This is a genomic window from Amycolatopsis sp. cmx-11-12 (genome assembly GCF_046269425.1).
Lineage (GTDB): Bacteria > Actinomycetota > Actinomycetes > Mycobacteriales > Pseudonocardiaceae > Amycolatopsis.
Genome location: NZ_JADNQM010000015.1, coordinates 70,144 through 86,396 on the forward strand (window position 1 = coordinate 70,144; position 16,253 = coordinate 86,396).

The following is a 16,253-nucleotide window of genomic DNA, read 5'->3' on the forward strand; positions in this document are numbered from 1 at the left end:
CGGAAAGGTTCGAGGATGCGCAGCAGAACCCTTACCCTCCTCGCCGCGACGGTGGGCGCCGGCCTGGTGCTCTCCGCCTGTGGCGCCAACTCCGCCGACTCGGGCAGCGGCAACTCCTCGCAGTCCGCCCCCGCCCCCGGCGGTGCCGCCGCCGGTGGCAAGGTCGGCGTCATCCTGCCGGAGACCGCGACCTCCGCGCGCTGGGAGTCCTTCGACAAGCCGTTCCTGACCAAGGCGCTCAAGGACGCGGGCTTCGACGCCGACGTCCAGAACGCGCAGGGCGACGTCCAGAAGTTCACCACGCTGGCCGACGGCATGATCGCGCAGAACGTCAAGGTCCTGATCATCGCCGCCATCAACGGCGAGGTCGGCTCGGCGGTCGCCAAGAAGGCGCAGGCCGCGGGCATCCCGACGATCGACTACGACCGCCTGAACCTCGGCGGCAGCTCCGACTACTACGTCTCGTTCGACAACGAGAAGGTCGGCCAGCTCCAGGGCCAGGGTCTCGCCGACGCGCTGAAGGACAAGAAGGGCGCCGAGGTCGTCATGATCGAGGGTGCCCCGACCGACAACAACGCGACGCTGTTCGCCAACGGCCAGAAGTCCGTCCTGCAGCCGAAATTCGCCAGCGGCGACCTGAAGCTCGTCCGTGAACAGGCCATCGACAACTGGGACAACCAGAAGGGTGGCCAGACCTTCGAGCAGATCTTGACCGACAACAAGGGCAAGGTCGACGGCGTCGTCGCCGCGAACGACGGTCTCGCGGGCGCGGTCATCACCGTGCTGAAGAAGAACGGCCTCAACGGCAAGGTCCCGGTCACCGGCCAGGACGCCACCGCGGACGGCCTCATGGCCATCCTGCGCGGCGACCAGTACATGACCGTCTTCAAGCCGATCAAGGAAGAAGCCGAGGCCGCGGCGAAGCTCGCCGTCCTGCTGGCCAAGGGCGACAAGGCGGGCGCCGACGCGCTGGCCACCGGCAAGGCGAAGGACCCGAAGGGCAACCGGGAGGTCAAGTCCGTGCTCCTCGAGCCGAAGCTGACCACCAAGGACGGCGTCAAGGAGGTCGTGACGCAGGGCTACGTCAAGGCGGCCGAGATCTGCGGCGGCGACCTGGCCGCGGCGTGCACGCAGCTCGGTATCTCCTGACCCGTTAATCCAGACGACCGGGCCGGGGTGTGCTCCCGACAGCGCGCCCCGGCCCGGTTCCCAGCCGGGAGAATTCGAGAACCCCCATGAGTGAACCCATCCTCGAACTGAAGCAGCTGAACAAGAGCTTCGGACCGGTCCACGTTCTCCACGACGTGGACTTCAACGTGCGCGCCGGTGAGGTCACCGCGCTGGTCGGCGACAACGGTGCGGGCAAGTCCACGCTGGTCAAGTCGATCGCCGGGATCCACGGCTACGACTCGGGCACGGTGAAGTTCCAGGGCGAGCCGGTGCACATCCACGGCCCGCGCGACGCCGCGGATCTGGGCATCGAGGTCGTCTACCAGGACCTCGCGCTGGCGGAGAACCTCGACATCGTGCAGAACATGTTCCTCGGCCGGGAACGCGGCAGCAAATGGCTGCTCGACGAGGCCAGCATGGAGAAGGCGGCCCGCGAGACACTTGCCTCGCTTTCGGTCCGCACCGTGAAATCCGTCCGCACGCCGGTTTCGGCCCTCTCGGGTGGGCAACGGCAGACCGTCGCGATCGCCAAGTCCGTGCTGTGGGACTCGAAGGTGGTGCTGCTCGACGAGCCGACCGCCGCGCTCGGTGTCGCGCAGACCCGTCAGGTGCTCGACCTCGTCCGCCGCCTCGCGGAGCAGGGCCTCGGAGTGGTGCTGATCAGCCACAACATGGCCGACGTCTTCGAGGTCGCCGACCGGATCGCGGTGCTCTACCTCGGCCGTCTCGTCGCCGAGGTGCACACCAAGGACGTGACCCACGGCCAGGTCGTGGAACTGATCACCGCCGGCCGCTCCGGCGACCTCGGCCTTGCCCGCCCCGAAGCCGCCGTCCTGTGAGCGAGAAAGAACCGGAAATGACTGAGACTCCTGCAAAGCCCGCCTCGCCGGAGGGGGGCAAGTCGGCGGCCGCCGCGCTCAACCCGTCGGCGGCCATCACGGACTTCGGCATCGACACGACATCGATGTCAACGGGCGAGGCGATCGGCGACTACTTCTCCCGGCTCAAGGCGGGGCAGCTGGGTTCGCTCCCGGCGCTGCTCGGCCTGTTCGTACTGGTGATCGTGTTCGCCTCGCTGTCGGACACCTTCCTGACGATGAACAACATCGCGAACCTGATGGCGCAGGGCGCCGGCAAGGCGATCATCGCGATGGGCATCGTGTTCGTACTGCTGCTCGGCGAGATCGACCTGTCCGCGGGTACCGCGTCCGGGGTCACCGCCGCCGTACTCGCGATGCACTACGTGCGTAACGGAAACCTGTTGGGCGGTATGGGGAACGGCGTGTTCATCACGTTCCTCGTGGTACTCGCGATCGCCGGTCTGCTCGGGGTGATCCTGCGGATCTGGGCCGGTGTCGGCTTCGCCGTGCTCGCCATCGCGCTGGTGCTGTCCGGAGCGGCGGCCAACCCGTGGATCGAGATCGTGCTCGCGATCAGCGTCGGTGGCGCGATCGGTGTCCTCACCGGCTTCCTGGTCTCGAAGATCGGCATGCCCTCGTTCGTCGTGACACTGGCGCTTTTCCTTGCCTGGCAAGGCGTCATCCTCCAGTTCATCGGTGAAGGCGGCACGCTCGGCATCAGCACCTCGGACGTGCTGTTCAAGGTCGCCAACGGCAATCTGTCCACAATGGGCAGTTGGATCCTGTTCGTGATCGCCGCCGGTGGATTCGCCGCGGTGTCCCTGGGGCAGCACTTCTCGCGGCTCAAGCGGGGCTTGGTCACCCAGCCGACGCCGATGGTGCTGTTCAAGGTCGGCGCGATCGCGGTCGTCGCGGCCATCGCGACGTATCTGCTCACGATCAACCGCGCGCCCAACCCGAACATCGTGATCTCCGGTGTCCCGTACGTCGTGCCGATCGTGCTCGCGCTGCTGGTGCTCGGTACCTACGTGCTCAACCGCACGCAGTACGGCCGCCACATCTACGCCGTCGGTGGCAACCGGGAAGCGGCCCGCCGCGCCGGTATCAACGTCGAGAAGATCCGCGCTTCGGTGTTCGTCATCTGCTCGGCGGTGGCGGCGATCGGCGCGATCGTCTACTCGTCGAAGGTCGGTTCGGTCGACCCGCAGGCCGGTGGCCTCAACACGCTGCTGTTCGCGGTCGGTGCCGCGGTCATCGGTGGCACGTCGCTGTTCGGCGGCAAGGGCCGGGTCGTCGACGCGGTGATCGGTGGTCTCGTGCTGGCGGTCGTGGAAAACGCGCTCGGCCTGCTGAAGCAGTCGGCGGCGGTGGTCAACATCGTCACCGGTTTGGTGCTGCTTCTCGCGGCGACGGTGGACGCGCTGTCCCGGCGCCGCGCGGCTGCGTCGCCGCGCTGAGTCCGCATGGAATGATGAAGCCCGTGACCAGCACACCCGTTGCACGACCAGACGAGGTGCGCAGGCACAACCGCACGACCCTGCTCCGGTTGCTGCACGTCAGCGGCCCGAGCACCAGGGCGACCTTGGCCACCGAGCTGGGGCTCAACCGCAGCACCATCAAGACCCTCGTCGACGGGCTCGCGGAAGCGGGCGTCGTCGAGGAGAGGGTCCCCAGGCCGGGACGAGGGGCGGGCCGCCCCTCGCTCCTGGTCCTGCCGCAGCCGCACGCGGCGGTGGTGCTCGCGGTCGACCTCCAGGTCGAACACGTGGCGATCGCGCTGGTCGGGTTCGGCGGCCAGATCCTCGGGCGCAACAGCTGGAACCTCCACGGCCGGATGCGGGAGGCCGACGAGGTGATCACGCATGTGATCGAGTCGACCACCGTGCTGGCGGGCGACCTCGGCGTGCAGCCGATCGCCGCGGGGGTGTCCGTCCCCGGCGTCGTCCGTCGCACGGACGGGTACGTCCACGAGGCGCCCAACCTGCGCTGGACCGACGTGGCGCTCGGGGAACGGCTCGGCGGTGTGCTGCGCATCCCCATCCTCGTCGGCAACGACGCCGAACTCGGCGCCATCGCCGAACACCTGCGCGGTGCCGCGCGGGGCTCGTCCGACGCCGTGTACGTCTCCGCCGACGTCGGTGTCGGTGGCGGGATCATCGCGGACGGCTCGTCGCTGCGCGGCGGCTCCGGGTACGTCGGCGAGATCGGGCATATGTCGATCCGGCCCGGTGGCCGTCCCTGCTACTGCGGGTCCAGCGGCTGCTGGGAGACCGAGGTCGGCGAGGCGGCCCTGTGCCGCGCGCTCGACCTGCCCGAGGACACCCCGCGCGGGGCGATCCTGTTCGAACTGCGCGAACTGGGCCGCGACCCGCATGCGGCCGAGGAACGGCTTTCGGAGTTCGCGGAATGGCTGACGCTGGGCCTGGTGAACGTGGTCAACCTGCTCGGCCCGCAGCTGGTCGTGCTGGGCGACCTGCTCACCGTGCTGCCCGATTCGGTCGTGCGGTCGGTGGCGGCCGAGGTCCGGCGGCGGAGCCTGGTCAGCCGGGCGGTCGGCGGGACGCAGATCGTGAGCTCCGCGCTGGGCGCCGACGTGAAGCTGCTGGGCGCGGCCGAAGCGGCGTTCGAGATGATCCTGGACACGGTCTAGGACACGCGAACGAGACCGGCCAGCAGGGCCACCAGAGCGGCCAGAGCCTTCTCCTTCGCCGCTTCGCGGTCTTCCGCGTGCGCGATCATCAGCGCCGCCTCCGCGCAGGCGCTCAGCACCAGTTGCGCCAGTTCCGGGACCGGCGCCTCGACCAGCAGCCCGTCCGTCGCGGCTGCCTCCAGGATCTCCGTGATCAGACCCAGCCCGTACCGGGTCTCCAGCCGGCGCCATTCCTGCCAGCCGAGGACGGAGACGGCGTCCGTGAGCGCGATCCGCACCACTTCGGGCCGCAGGCACAGGTCCAGGAACCGGCTCAGCACGCCGAGCGCCCCCGACCACGGATCGGCCGTCGAGCGCAGGACGGTCTGCAGTTCTTCGGTGATCTCCGTTTCGATCTGCTCGATCACGGCGCGGAACAGTCCCTGTTTGTCCCCGAAGTGGTGGTACAGCGCGCCACGGGTGACGCCAGCCGCCCGGACGATCTCGTCGGCGGGCACGGCGGCGTAGCCCTGCTCGGCGAACAGCGTGCGTGCCGCCGTGATCAGGGCGGTCTGCGTCGACTGCGATCGCTCGGTCTGGCTACGTCGTGGCGTGGGCACGCAGGAATTCCACCACCATGGCGCTCAGTCGCTCCGGCTGGTCCTCCGGCACGAAGGTGTACGAGTCCTCGATCGTCTTCAGTTCGGCGTTCGGCAGGACCCCGGCGAGCTTGCGGCCCAGCGACAACGGGAAATGCCGGTCCTCGGGTGCCCAGACCAGCAGCACCGGCTTCTCGAAGGCGGGCAGCCGCTCGGCCGCCGTCAGCGTGTAGCGCTTGTCGATGCTCGCCATGAACCGGCGCAGGTCGTCGCGGATCTCCGGGCTCCGCCTGCTGGGCAGCAGGTAGGCATCCAGGACGTGGTCCGGCACCGGACGTTTGGCCAGCCAGAGGAAGTCCGTCGACTTCAGCAGCCATCGCCAGCGCAAGGCCTGGACCACCGGCCAGGTGCCGCCGGGGATCCGGGCCAGCAGGCTGAGCGGCGAGAACATCGGCGGCAGGAACCGCTCGAAGCTGTCCGACGGGGTCAGCACGACCCGGCCGACCCGTTCGGGGGAGGTGGTCATGAGCAGCTGGGTGAGCGCGCCGCCGGTGTCGTTGGCGACCACGGTGACGTCGGTCAGGTCGAGTACCTCGAGGAACCGCGCGATGAGCGCGGCCACTCCGGGCGGGCTCAGGTCGGCATCGGGGACCGGGATCTCGTGCGAGCCCAGTGGCCAGTCCGGGGTCAGGCAGCGGAAGCCCGCTTCGGCGACGGTAGGGGCCACGTTGCGCCAGAGCAGGCCGTTGGTCAGCAGACCGTGCACGAAGACCACGGGAGGGCCTTCGCCGCGGTCGCGGTAGCGGATACGGGCACCGCCGAGGTCCACCTCGCCGAGGGGTTCGCTGATAGTCATGCCATCAACATACATGCTGTATGTATGTGTTTGTAGTGTAAAAAACAGGGCGGCCGGCGTGCTCCATAGGGGAGCAGCCGGCCGCCGGTGGTCGTGGACTGGTGGCTACCGCTGAATGTCCGCGGACATTTCTTTGAGCTTCGTTTCGTGTGCGCGGGCGTGGTGACCACAGAAGAGCAACTCGCCACCGGTGCTGAGAATGGCTCGAACCTGGGCTGCAGCTCCACACCGGTCGCATCGGTCGGCAGCGGTCAGTTCGGGGCGGGTGAGCGTCGGTGAAGTCATTGGAGTCTCCCTCCGTCCCGGCACCGGTGACCCGGTGCCATCGATCCAGCTACGACCACTTCGGCACTGATGCCGGCAACGTTCGTTCCCGGCCCCGCCGTGTTCGTGCTTCCACTCTTCCAGACGTTTGGCGACCCGCAAGTGTTCCCGTGCGGGTGTCTCATTTGTCACTGGTAATTACCTCGTATGTCGTAGCGTAATCACGCAACGTAGGAGACGACTACCCGTCGAACCGCCTTTTCCCACGTCAGGCACCATGCGAGGGTGCTTATCGCAGTCGTCCGGAAGCGTCTCGCGGGCGTGCCGGCGCCGGTCTTGTTCGTTCTCAGCGGAATTTCCATGAACGCCGGTGCGGCCGTCGCGGTAGGTCTCTTTTCGGTCGCCTCACCCGCAGGGGTGGCACTGCGTTCACCGGGAAACGTGATGACTCGGCGCCCCTCTGAGCGGGATACTGACCAGCCTGTGGCGCTACCAGCACCGGGAGGACACGTGGCCGACATCCGACGGGCCGGCACCGTCGAGGAGGTCGTCGCCGCCGAGCACCTGTTCGACGGCCCCGCACAGCGGACAGCCTCCGAAAAGTTCCTCGCGGGGGAGGAGAACCACCTGCTGATCGCCTACGAAGACGGGCACCCGGCGGGGATGATCACCGGCACCGAGGTGACGCATCCGGACAAGGGCACCGAGATGTTCCTCAACGAACTCGACGTCAGCCCGGACTACCAGCGGCGCGGTATCGGCCGTGACCTGGTCGACGCGCTGGCCGCGATCGCGCGGGAGCGCGGCTGCCGCGGGATGTGGGTCGGGGTCGAAACGGACAACGAAGCCGCGTTGGCGACCTACGCTTCGGCCGGGGCGGCGAACGAGGGGCCGTTCATCATGCAGTCGTGGGTCTTCGAAGACTGATGTCCTCCGGAATCGACGGCGACCGGACCGGCCTGTCCGGTCGCCGCTGGCTACCCGGCGGCGAGCATCTCGTCGCCGTCGCGCGAGCCGAGCTCCCGCAGAAGGACGGGCTCGCGGGGCCCTTCGCGGCGCTGGCCGCCCTGCGCGCCGCGGGGTTCGACGTCGCCGATCAGGACGAGGTCGCGGCATCGGCCGGCACCACGCCGGAGGGCCTGTCGCGGGCGATCGTGGCGTTGTCGGGCGGACGGCTCGCCGCGGTGCCCGCCACCGGGAACTGGGCGCCGCAGTCGTTGTTCATGCTCCTGGCCGCGTTGTGGCACCTGCCACGGGTGGCGTTGATCGCGGAGGTCGACCCGGCCGAATTCGGCGCACACGACACCCCGGCACGAGCGCTGCTCGACTACCTCGACACGGGCGTCCCGCCGCTGTGGTCGTCCCGCTGGCGTCCGGCGGCCGGGCACTCCGTCTTGGTGGCCGGGATGCGGATCGGCACCGAAGGAACCTTGTTGTCCATTATGGACGGTTATCCGTCCTTGGGGGACAACGGGTTGCACGACCAGCCGGTGGAATGGGTGGCCGCGGCGCTGCACCGGATGCTGGTCGTGGTGGACGACGGCGACGCCGGGGCCGCCGTCGCCGCGATCACGACGGCCGGTCTGTGGAGCTGAAGTCGTCCTTCGCGAAGCGGGAGTTCCTGCGCCCGTAGAAGACGTAGATCAGCAGGCCGAGCAGCAGCCACGCGGCGAACCGCAGCCAGGTCATCACGTCGAGGTTGAGCATCAGGTAGAAGCACGCCAGTGCCGCCACGATGGGCAGGTAGGGCGAGAACGGCACGGTGAACGGGCGCTCCAGATCCGGGCGGCGCTTCCGCAGTACCGGGACGGCCAGCGCGACGATGATCATCGCCGACAGCGCGCCGATGCTGACCATGTCGGCGAGTTCGGAGATCGGGACGAACGCGGCCAGCACCGCGATCAGCACGGCACCGGCGATGGTCATCCGGTGCGGGGTGCCCCAGCGCGGATGCGCCGTGCCGAACTTCTTCGGCAGCAGGCCGTCGCGGCCCATCGCGAACCCGATCCGGCCGATCGTCACCAGTTCCACCATCATCACCGACGTCAGCCCGGTGACCGCGCCGAGCGAGATCAGCGCGCCGACCCAATGCTGCCCGACCCGGTCGAAGGCGTCGGCGAGCGGGGCGCCCGTGTCGATCTCGGTGAACGGCACCATCCCGGTCAGCACCAGCGAGACCCCGATGTAGAGCAGGGCGCAGACCCCGAGCGCGCCGAGGATGCCGACCCGCAGATCACGTTTGGGGTTCACGGTCTCCTCGCCGAGGTTGGCGAGCGCTTCGAAACCGGTGTAGGCGAAGAAGACGACCGCGGCGGCGGTCACCATGCCCGCGATGCCGTAGACGGACTGTTCGAGTCCGAGCGCGGCTTGCACGATCGGCTGGTGCAGTGTCCCCGCCGTCTCCGTTGGCGGCTGTGACGGCGGGATGAACGGGGTGAGGTTCTCGCCGCGGACGTAGAACACACCGACCGCGAGGATCAGCACGCAGACCGCGACCTTGACCAGCACGAGCAGATTCGTCACCCGCGCCGACTCCTTGATCCCGACGACGGCGATCACGGTCAGCACGGCGATGATCACAACCGCGCCGATGTTCACTTTCGCGTCTTCGCCGAACCAGTCGGGGGAGAGCCCCATCAGGTTCGCGAGGTAGCCGGACCAGCCACGGGACACGACGGCCGCGCCGAGGGCGAACTCGAGCAACAGGTCCCAGCCGATGATCCAGGCGAACGTTTCGCCGAGGGTGGCGAAGGCGTAGGTGTAGGCGCTCCCGGCCGTCGGCACGCTGGAGGCGAGTTCGGCGTAACAGAGGGCGGCCAACCCGGCCACGACGGCGCCGAGCACGAACGAGAGGGTGACCGAGGGGCCGGCGTGGGATTTCGCCTCGACACCGGCGAGGGTGAAGATCCCGGTGCCGATGATGATGCCGACCCCGAAGCCGATCAGGTCGCGCCCGTGCAGGCGGCGTTTCAGCTCCCCCGAGTCCTGTCGCTTCAGGACCTCGTCCACGTCCAGTGTTCGCCGCATGAAGGGTCACGCTAGAAGATCGCCGTCCACCCCGCAGATCGGTGGAAGGCGCGGTGCTCCAGGGTCACCTGCTCTGCTGTTCCCGGTTCATGTTCCCAATGTCGCATTCGAGTCGCTGAGCGTCTCAAATGAGGCATTGGTGACATCAGCCGCTGTCGTGACCGGCTGAGGAGTGACCGAGCGTGACAGGTGTGTAGAAATAGGGACACTCAACGTCCCTATTTCTACACACCCTCGGCACCGACCACCCCGCGCCCCTCCGGAAACCTCGAGCCGCTGGGGAAGCTCAGCCCTCCAGGACGACGCCGTTCTCCTGCGCGAGGATCGCCGCCTGCACCCGCGACCGCAGTTCCAGCTTCGTCAGCACCCGCGACACGTGCGTTTTCACCGTGGTCTCGCCGATGTGCAGCCGCGTGCCGATCTGCGCGTTGGACAGGCCGCCACCCAGGCACGCCAGTACTTCACGCTCGCGTTCGGTCAGGTCGCCGAGTCCGTCGGGAACGAGGGACGGCTCGCGGGTCCCCGCGGCGAAAGCGGCGATCAGCTTCCGCGTGACCTGCGGGGCGAGCACCCCTTCACCCGCCGCGACCAGCTTCACCGCCTCGATCAGCCGCGACGCCTCCACCGACTTCAGCAGGAACCCGGCCGCGCCCGCCCGCAGCGCGGCGTGGACGTACTCGTCGAGATCGAAGGTGGTCAGCACGAGGACCTCGCACAGCCCCTCGGCGGTCAGTTCCCGGGTGGCCGCGATGCCGTCGACGCCGGGCATCCGCACGTCCATCAGCACGACGTCCGGCTTCAGCGCCTTCGCCTGGCGGACGGCTGTCGCGCCGTCGGCGGCCTCGCCGACCACCTCGATGCCCTCGGCGTTGCCGAGGATCATCATCAACCCGGCACGGATCGCGCCGTGGTCGTCGGCGACCAGCACTTTGATGTTCTCGTCGCTCAAGACCCCTCCAGAGGCAGTTCGGCACGGACCAGCCAACCCGCACCCGACGGGCCCGCCGCGAGCTTGCCGCCGACGGCGGCCGCCCTTTCCCGCATGTTCAGCAGGCCGAGCCCGGTCCCGGCGCCGTCGGGGGGACCCGGTCGAAGATCATTGCGTACTTCGACGGTGAGTATGCCTCCGCCGACGCGGATGTCGAGCGAGGCCCGTCCTCCCGCGCCGTGTTTGACGGCGTTGGTGAGTGCCTCCTGCGCGATCCGGTACGCCGTCAGATCGACCGCCGCCGGCAGGGTGCGCGACGGGTCCACAGTGGACCCGACCTCGACCTCCAGCCCGCTGGCGCGGGCCGATTCGACCAGTTTGGACAGTTCGGCCAGCCGGGCGGGCGCGGTCGGTTCGATCTCGGTGCTCCCCGTCGAAGGATCCGCGCGCAGCAGTCCGATCATCGCGCGCATCTCCTCCAGCGCGCTCACACTGTTCTCCCGCACCGATTCCAGGACCTTCCTGGACAGTTTCGGGTCGGCGGTGGACATCGACAACGCGGCCTCGGACTGGATCGCGATCGCCGACAGATGCCCGGCGATGACATCGTGCAGATCCCGCGCCATCTTCGAGCGTTCCCCCACCACGGCGGCCTTCCGGTCCAGCTGGCCGATCTTGGCCAGTTGCACCGCGTTCGCCCGCTCGCTGTCGGCGATGTCCCGCTGCTGGCGCACGTTCGCCGCCCACCACACCGGGGTGACGAGGAACGGCAGGAACGCGAACGCGAGGACGATCGCCAGCCGCCACTGCGCGGAGAAGACGAGCGCGAGGCCGACCACCGCGAGTGTGCCGATAGCGGCGATCCCGATCATCAGCCTGCTGACGCGCCGCGAACCATGGAGCGTCGTCGCGTAGAGGAAGTCGGTGAAGACGATGAGAATCGGCAACGAAGGACCGAGTGCGACGTCCACGCCGACCACGACCAGCGCGCACAGCAGTCCCCACGGGACCTTGCGGCGCAGCAGCTCCAGCGAGCACAGCACGGTCAGCTCGATCAGCCGGACCCACAGTGGCGTGTCGTCCTTGCCGCTGAGCAGCACCTGCATCCCGCTCACGTAGACCAGCATGCCGAGGACCCAGGTGCCGAGGGCGATGACGAGGTCCTGCTTCCACAGCGGAAGCCGGTTCAGGCGCGGGAAGACCATGGGCACCCGTCCATCCCAGCACACCGGGACGAGGGACGGGTCCTCCTAACTGATGACGATGATCTCCTGCCCTTCGCCGACGCGGTGAACCACCATCCCGGGTGAAGCTTGAAACGTGAACAAGATCTGGGGATTCTTCGAGGAAAATCCGATGGCGGCGGTGATCGCCGCCGGGGAGATCGGTTTCTGGGTCGTCATCGTCGCCGGCCTGGCGGCCCGCTATCTGCTCAAGCTGAAGCGGACGAGCGTCGTGCTGCTGCTCCTGACTCCGGTGATCGACCTCGTCGTGCTGGTCGCGACGGTCATCGACCTGCGGAACGGTGCCGAGCCGAACTTCGTGCACGGCCTCGCCGCGGTGTACCTGGGCTTCAGCGTGGTGTTCGGGCACTCGATGATCAAGTGGGCCGACGTGCGCTTCGCCCACCGGTTCGCGGGTGGGCCGCCACCGCCGCCCAAGCCGAGGGGCCCGGCGAGGCTGCGCGCCGAATGGCGTGACTGGGGCAAGTGCGTGCTGGCCTGCGGGATCACCGCGGGAGTGCTGCTCCTGCTGACCCTCATGGTCGGCGACACCGGGCAGGCCGACCAGTTACGAGGCTGGCTGCCGCGGCTGGGGGTCGTGACAGCCATCTGGTTCGCCACCGGGCCGCTGTGGCAGCTGCTTTCACCGAAGGACGACGACCGGGTTTCGGAAGGGGCGCGACGATGATCGAACTACTGGGAATCCTGCTGCTGGTGCAGGGCGGGGGCGGGCTGATCAACCGGCTGCTGGGCAGCAGCAACCCGAGCTGGTTCGTCCAGCTCCACCTGCTCCCGCCGGGCATGCACATCGTGGCGAGCGCGCTGATGGTGGCCGCGGGCGTGGCGGTGCTGTTCTCCGAACGCGCTCGCAAGCAACGCCGCCGGTCAGAGTGACACGGCCGCGCGTCGAGGAATCCTTGGCCGAACGCGGGCTTCCCGTGTCCTGACGCGGTTTGTATCGAAAGTATGCGCGGGGCCGGGAGGCTCGCGGGTATGAAGAGGCTGGGACTTCTCGCTTCACTGCTGCTGGTGTTCGCGCTCATCCCCGGGGCCGCGTCCGCCGCGGCCGCCTTTCCGAAGATGGACGCGGCCACGGTCGACGGCTTCCGCTGGACGTCCGGTACGACCTTCGACACCTATGGCGCCCGGATCGCCGCGCTGGAGAGAAAACTCCCGCCGCGCGGCATGGCGGAGATCCTGTCGTCGGCCAACCGCAAGGCCCGCCCACTGTGCCACGGCACGTATCTCGCGACGGCGCTGAAACCGGCCGGATTCTGCTGGGAGGACGCCAATGACGACAAGACCAACGACTGGATCCCGCAGGGACTGACCGGTTCCGGCGACGCCGACGCGGCGACCGGGAAGGTCGGCGGCAAGCGGGTCGTGGCGACGTCATGGCACACCCCCGGTGACACCATGGTCCGGCTGTCCTTTGTGGACGCGACCGGCCTCGGCTACCGGCACGTGCTGCTCGTCGAGCCGACGTCCGACGACAACTTCGCCGTCGTACAAGGACACGGGCACGGGATGACCTGGATCGGGAACCGGTTGTTCGTCGCGACGACCGGGGGAGTGGTGCGGGTCTTCGACACGACGCGTTTCTGGAAGGTCGACGACAGTTCCGGCGTCGTCGGGAAGGGCGCGGACGGCAAGTACCACGCGGCGTTCTACGACTACGCGATGCCGCAGATCGGCGCGTTCTGGTATCCCGGCGGCGGCACCTGCACCAACGCGCCCGGGCCGCGCCCGTGTCTCTCCACGATGTCCTTCGACCACAGTGACAGCTCGATCGTGACCTCGGAACACCTGCCCAAGGCGTCCGGAAGCCGGGTGCTGCGGTGGCCGTTCGACCGCGCGACCGGTTTGCCCAAGCTGTCGGCCGACGGGACCGTGCACGCGAAGGAAGGCTTCGTGTCGCCGGTGTGGGGCATGCAGGGAGCGGTGGCGCGCAACGGATACTTCGTGATGACCGGTACCTGCCCCGAGTACGCCGGGGTGGCGGGCGACCATCCGTCCTGCCTGCACGGCGGGGTCGGCGGTACGTCGACGTCGCGGCTGAGCGGCAAGGCCCCGGTGAACTCGCAGAACCTGTCGTACTGGCCGGCGACGGGGGAACTCTGGCTGATGAACGAACAACTCCGGGAACGCGTGACCGTGCACGTCCCCTGGACGACCCTGACCGGCCGCCCCTGACCCACGCGAAAGACCCCGTCACCTCCAAGCATGGGTGACGGGGTCTTTCGTGAGCCTGGGACCTAGTCCAGGTAGTCGCGCAGCACCTGCGAACGCGACGGGTGACGCAGCTTCGACATCGTCTTCGACTCGATCTGCCGGATGCGCTCACGGGTCACCCCGTACACCTGGCCGATCTCGTCGAGCGTGCGCGGCTGGCCGTCGGTGAGGCCGAACCGTAGCCGCACCACCCCCGCCTCACGTTCGGACAGCGTCTGCAGCACCGACTGGAGCTGGTCCTGCAGCAGCGTGAACGACACCGCGTCGACCGCGACGACGGCCTCGGAGTCCTCGATGAAGTCACCGAGCTGCGAGTCGCCCTCGTCGCCGATGGTCTGGTCGAGCGAGATCGGCTCGCGGGCGTACTGCTGGATCTCGAGGACCTTCTCCGGGGAGATGTCCATTTCCTTCGCGAGCTCTTCGGGGGTGGGCTCGCGACCGAGGTCCTGCAACAGTTCACGCTGTATACGGCCGAGCTTGTTGATGACCTCGACCATGTGCACCGGGATACGGATGGTGCGGGCCTGGTCGGCCATCGCGCGGGTGATCGCCTGACGGATCCACCAGGTGGCGTACGTGGAGAACTTGTAGCCCTTGGTGTAGTCGAACTTCTCGACCGCGCGGATCAGACCGAGGTTGCCCTCCTGGATCAGGTCCAGGAACGCCATGCCACGGCCGGTGTAGCGCTTGGCCAGCGAGACCACGAGCCGGAGGTTCGCCTCCAGGAGGTGGTTCTTCGCCCGCTCACCGTCACGCACGATCCACTTGAGGTCGCGCCGCATCTGGGTGACGAGTTTCTCGCCCTCCTCTTCGGCGTTGCGGACGCGCTCGGCGGCGTAGAGCCCGGCCTCGATGCGCTTGGCGAGCTCCACCTCCTCCTCGGCGTTCAGCAGGGCGACCTTGCCGATCTGCTTGAGATACGCGCGGACCGAGTCGGCCGAAGCGGTGAGCTCGGCGTCCTTACGGGCCTGGCGCAGCGCCTCGGACTCCTCCTCGTCCCAGACGAAGTCCGGGTTGTCGGAGGTCTTTCCGGCGTTCTTGTCGGCCGCCGTACGGCGCGCGCGAGGAGGTGTGTCTTCGACATCCTCCTCGGACTCCGCGTCCTCTTCCGTCTCCTCGGTGACCGTCGCGTCGACGACGTCCACCTCGACCTCTTCGAGGTCGGACAGATCCGGGGTTTCGAGGTCGGCTTCGTCGAGCTCGCCCGGACCGTCTTCCGGTTCGCCGTCTTCGGTCTTGGCACCCTTGGTGGTGGGTTTCTTGGCCGGAGCCTTCTTCGCCGGGGCCTTCTTCGCGCCGGCCGCCTTGGCGGCGGTCTTGCGCGCCGCGGGCTTCGCCGCGTCGGTGGCTGCCTCGTCGGCCGGCTCGCCGGCTGCGGTCGCTGTCTTCGTCCCGCTTCGGGTTGCGGTTCTTGCGGCTGCCACTTACGCCCTTTCGCAGCGGTCGAACATGACGAGCCGAGGCGTGATGGTCTCGGCTGCCTCAAACTTCGGGGAACACCCCTCGGCCTGCGGTTTCCCTCGTTCTCGTGGGTGCCGCCGCCGTGGGCCGTGTTCCATTGTAACGACGATACGTGACAGCGTCGCGCCGCGGACCACCACCCGGCGGGCGCGACACGCCGTCCGACCCGCCGAAGTGACATCCGCGGCGCGGATGTCAGCACGGGCGCGTCAGTGCTCGATGCCCTCCGCGGCGGCGGCCGCCGCGCCGACGATGCCCGCGTTGTTCTGCAGGGACGCGACGATCACCGGCGTGCGGATGTCCAGCAGCGGGACCCATTTGTGCGACTTCTTGCTGACCCCGCCGCCGACGATGAACAGGTCCGGCCAGATCAGGTTTTCGAGCACGGAGAGATACCTGTTCACCCGTTCCGCCCATTCGGGATAGGACAGTTCCTCGTTGTCCTTCACCGACGCCGCGGCCTTCTTCTCCGCGTCGAAACCGTCGACCTCGATGTGGCCGAACTCCGTGTTGGGCACGAGTTTGCCGTCCTGGAAGACCGCGCTGCCGATGCCGGTGCCGAAGGTCAGCAGCGCCGTCACGCCGCGCCGGGCGATCGGGTCGCCCCAGCGGATCTCGGCCATGCCCGCGGCGTCGGCGTCGTTGAGCATCGCGATGTCGTCGACGCCGCGGCCGAGCCGCTTGGCGAACAGCGCGTCGGCGTCGGTGCCGATCCACTTGCGGTCGATGTTGGCCGCGGTGTGCGCGACGCCCTTCTTGACCACCGCGGGCAAGGTGACGCCGACGGGCCCGTCCCAGCCGGCCTGGCCGGTGATCTCCGCGACGACGTCCGCCACCGCTTCGGGGGTCGACGGCTTCGGCGTGTCGATGCGGATCCGGTCGCCGATCAGCTGTCCCCCCGCCAAGTCGACCAGCGCGCCCTTGATCCCGCTGCCGCCGATGTCGATACCGAAACCTCGGGTCGCCTCCACCACGGACGTGGTCCCTTCTCGCACGATTCAGAA

At 68.4% G+C, this 16,253-nt stretch carries 17 protein-coding genes; 9 read left to right on the plus strand and 8 right to left on the minus strand.

Annotated elements, in window-relative coordinates; all coding sequences use genetic code 11:
* Nucleotides 1-15 precede the first annotated feature (15 nt).
* The 4 genes from ACLARN_RS21460 to ACLARN_RS21475 all read left to right on the plus strand — a co-directional run bounded on the left by ACLARN_RS21460 (nucleotide 16) and on the right by ACLARN_RS21475 (nucleotide 4,680).
* Entirely contained in the window at nucleotides 16-1,149 is a 1,134-nt protein-coding gene (locus ACLARN_RS21460) for a sugar ABC transporter substrate-binding protein (protein WP_409493227.1), read from the plus strand.
* 86 nt (nucleotides 1,150-1,235) lie between these two features.
* On the plus strand, nucleotides 1,236-2,009 hold the full coding sequence (locus ACLARN_RS21465; protein WP_409493228.1) for an ATP-binding cassette domain-containing protein: 774 nt from the start codon (nucleotides 1,236-1,238) through the stop codon (nucleotides 2,007-2,009).
* Nucleotides 2,010-2,026: 17 nt separating this feature from the next.
* Entirely contained in the window at nucleotides 2,027-3,487 is a 1,461-nt protein-coding gene (locus tag ACLARN_RS21470) for a sugar ABC transporter permease (protein WP_409493229.1), read from the plus strand.
* 11 nt (nucleotides 3,488-3,498) lie between these two features.
* Entirely contained in the window at nucleotides 3,499-4,680 is a 1,182-nt protein-coding gene (locus ACLARN_RS21475) for an ROK family protein (protein WP_409493230.1), read from the plus strand.
* Here ACLARN_RS21475 and ACLARN_RS21480 read toward each other — a convergent pair.
* The 3 genes from ACLARN_RS21480 to ACLARN_RS21490 all read right to left on the minus strand — a co-directional run bounded on the left by ACLARN_RS21480 (nucleotide 4,677) and on the right by ACLARN_RS21490 (nucleotide 6,399).
* A complete protein-coding gene (locus ACLARN_RS21480; RefSeq protein ID WP_409493231.1) occupies nucleotides 4,677-5,279 on the minus strand; it encodes a TetR/AcrR family transcriptional regulator in 603 nt (200 codons plus the stop codon). The two genes, ACLARN_RS21475 and ACLARN_RS21480, sit on opposite strands and share 4 nt — an antisense overlap.
* A complete protein-coding gene (locus tag ACLARN_RS21485) occupies nucleotides 5,260-6,114 on the minus strand; it encodes an alpha/beta fold hydrolase (protein ID WP_409493232.1) in 855 nt (284 codons plus the stop codon). Before ACLARN_RS21485 ends, ACLARN_RS21480 begins: the two co-directional genes overlap by 20 nt.
* A 105-nt stretch (nucleotides 6,115-6,219) precedes the next feature.
* The gene (locus ACLARN_RS21490) at nucleotides 6,220-6,399 is read right to left on the minus strand and encodes a hypothetical protein (protein ID WP_016332937.1); all 180 of its coding nucleotides are present in this window, start codon (nucleotides 6,397-6,399) and stop codon (nucleotides 6,220-6,222) included.
* A 489-nt stretch (nucleotides 6,400-6,888) separates the two neighbouring features.
* Here ACLARN_RS21490 and ACLARN_RS21495 point away from each other — a divergent pair, with 489 nt between their 5' ends.
* Nucleotides 6,889-7,305 carry a GNAT family N-acetyltransferase gene (locus ACLARN_RS21495; protein ID WP_409493233.1) on the plus strand — a complete coding sequence of 139 codons (417 nt, stop codon included), beginning with the start codon at nucleotides 6,889-6,891 and terminating at the stop codon, nucleotides 7,303-7,305.
* The gene (locus tag ACLARN_RS21500; RefSeq protein WP_409493331.1) at nucleotides 7,305-7,973 is read left to right on the plus strand and encodes a DUF6885 family protein; all 669 of its coding nucleotides are present in this window, start codon (nucleotides 7,305-7,307) and stop codon (nucleotides 7,971-7,973) included. The genes ACLARN_RS21495 and ACLARN_RS21500 overlap by 1 nt, the downstream gene beginning before the upstream one ends.
* On the opposite strand, the gene ACLARN_RS21505 is transcribed toward ACLARN_RS21500, so the two are convergent.
* From ACLARN_RS21505 to ACLARN_RS21515, 3 genes are all read right to left on the minus strand, one after another.
* Nucleotides 7,948-9,387 (minus strand): APC family permease, encoded by a 1,440-nt coding sequence (locus ACLARN_RS21505; protein ID WP_409493332.1) that lies wholly within the window; start codon nucleotides 9,385-9,387, stop codon nucleotides 7,948-7,950. The two genes, ACLARN_RS21500 and ACLARN_RS21505, sit on opposite strands and share 26 nt — an antisense overlap.
* 304 nt (nucleotides 9,388-9,691) lie before the next feature.
* The gene (locus tag ACLARN_RS21510; RefSeq protein WP_409493234.1) at nucleotides 9,692-10,354 is read right to left on the minus strand and encodes a response regulator; all 663 of its coding nucleotides are present in this window, start codon (nucleotides 10,352-10,354) and stop codon (nucleotides 9,692-9,694) included.
* Nucleotides 10,351-11,544 carry a sensor histidine kinase gene (locus ACLARN_RS21515; protein WP_409493235.1) on the minus strand — a complete coding sequence of 398 codons (1,194 nt, stop codon included), beginning with the start codon at nucleotides 11,542-11,544 and terminating at the stop codon, nucleotides 10,351-10,353. The genes ACLARN_RS21510 and ACLARN_RS21515 overlap by 4 nt, the downstream gene beginning before the upstream one ends.
* A 109-nt stretch (nucleotides 11,545-11,653) precedes the next feature.
* Here ACLARN_RS21515 and ACLARN_RS21520 point away from each other — a divergent pair, with 109 nt between their 5' ends.
* The 3 genes from ACLARN_RS21520 to ACLARN_RS21530 all read left to right on the plus strand — a co-directional run bounded on the left by ACLARN_RS21520 (nucleotide 11,654) and on the right by ACLARN_RS21530 (nucleotide 13,749).
* Nucleotides 11,654-12,244: a hypothetical protein gene (locus ACLARN_RS21520; RefSeq protein ID WP_409493236.1), complete on the plus strand. Its 591-nt coding sequence runs from the start codon at nucleotides 11,654-11,656 to the stop codon at nucleotides 12,242-12,244.
* Entirely contained in the window at nucleotides 12,241-12,450 is a 210-nt protein-coding gene (locus ACLARN_RS21525) for a hypothetical protein (RefSeq protein WP_409493237.1), read from the plus strand. The genes ACLARN_RS21520 and ACLARN_RS21525 overlap by 4 nt, the downstream gene beginning before the upstream one ends.
* A gap of 99 nt (nucleotides 12,451-12,549) precedes the next feature.
* Nucleotides 12,550-13,749, plus strand: a complete 1,200-nt coding sequence (locus ACLARN_RS21530; protein WP_409493238.1) for a hypothetical protein — start codon at nucleotides 12,550-12,552, stop codon at nucleotides 13,747-13,749.
* A gap of 62 nt (nucleotides 13,750-13,811) precedes the next feature.
* Here ACLARN_RS21530 and ACLARN_RS21535 read toward each other — a convergent pair whose 3' ends face one another.
* On the minus strand, nucleotides 13,812-15,212 hold the full coding sequence (locus ACLARN_RS21535) for an RNA polymerase sigma factor (RefSeq protein WP_409493239.1): 1,401 nt from the start codon (nucleotides 15,210-15,212) through the stop codon (nucleotides 13,812-13,814).
* Nucleotides 15,213-15,458: 246 nt separating this feature from the next.
* Entirely contained in the window at nucleotides 15,459-16,220 is a 762-nt protein-coding gene (ppgK, locus tag ACLARN_RS21540) for a polyphosphate--glucose phosphotransferase (protein WP_409493333.1), read from the minus strand.
* Between the last annotated feature and the right edge of the window lie 33 nt (nucleotides 16,221-16,253).

What these genes read in the sequence shown, in the direction of transcription:
- ACLARN_RS21470 (WP_409493229.1), top strand. Translation starts at nt 2,027, where the DNA reads ATGACTGAGACTCCTGCAAAGCCCGCCTCGCCGGAGGGGGGCAAGTCG.
- ACLARN_RS21490 (WP_016332937.1), bottom strand. Translation starts at nt 6,399, where the DNA reads ATGACTTCACCGACGCTCACCCGCCCCGAACTGACCGCTGCCGACCGA.
- ACLARN_RS21475 (WP_409493230.1), top strand. Translation starts at nt 3,499, where the DNA reads ATGATGAAGCCCGTGACCAGCACACCCGTTGCACGACCAGACGAGGTG.
- ACLARN_RS21460 (WP_409493227.1), top strand. Translation starts at nt 16, where the DNA reads ATGCGCAGCAGAACCCTTACCCTCCTCGCCGCGACGGTGGGCGCCGGC.
- ACLARN_RS21485 (WP_409493232.1), bottom strand. Translation starts at nt 6,114, where the DNA reads ATGACTATCAGCGAACCCCTCGGCGAGGTGGACCTCGGCGGTGCCCGT.
- ACLARN_RS21525 (WP_409493237.1), top strand. Translation starts at nt 12,241, where the DNA reads ATGATCGAACTACTGGGAATCCTGCTGCTGGTGCAGGGCGGGGGCGGG.
- ACLARN_RS21500 (WP_409493331.1), top strand. Translation starts at nt 7,305, where the DNA reads ATGTCCTCCGGAATCGACGGCGACCGGACCGGCCTGTCCGGTCGCCGC.
- ACLARN_RS21530 (WP_409493238.1), top strand. Translation starts at nt 12,550, where the DNA reads ATGAAGAGGCTGGGACTTCTCGCTTCACTGCTGCTGGTGTTCGCGCTC.
- ACLARN_RS21465 (WP_409493228.1), top strand. Translation starts at nt 1,236, where the DNA reads ATGAGTGAACCCATCCTCGAACTGAAGCAGCTGAACAAGAGCTTCGGA.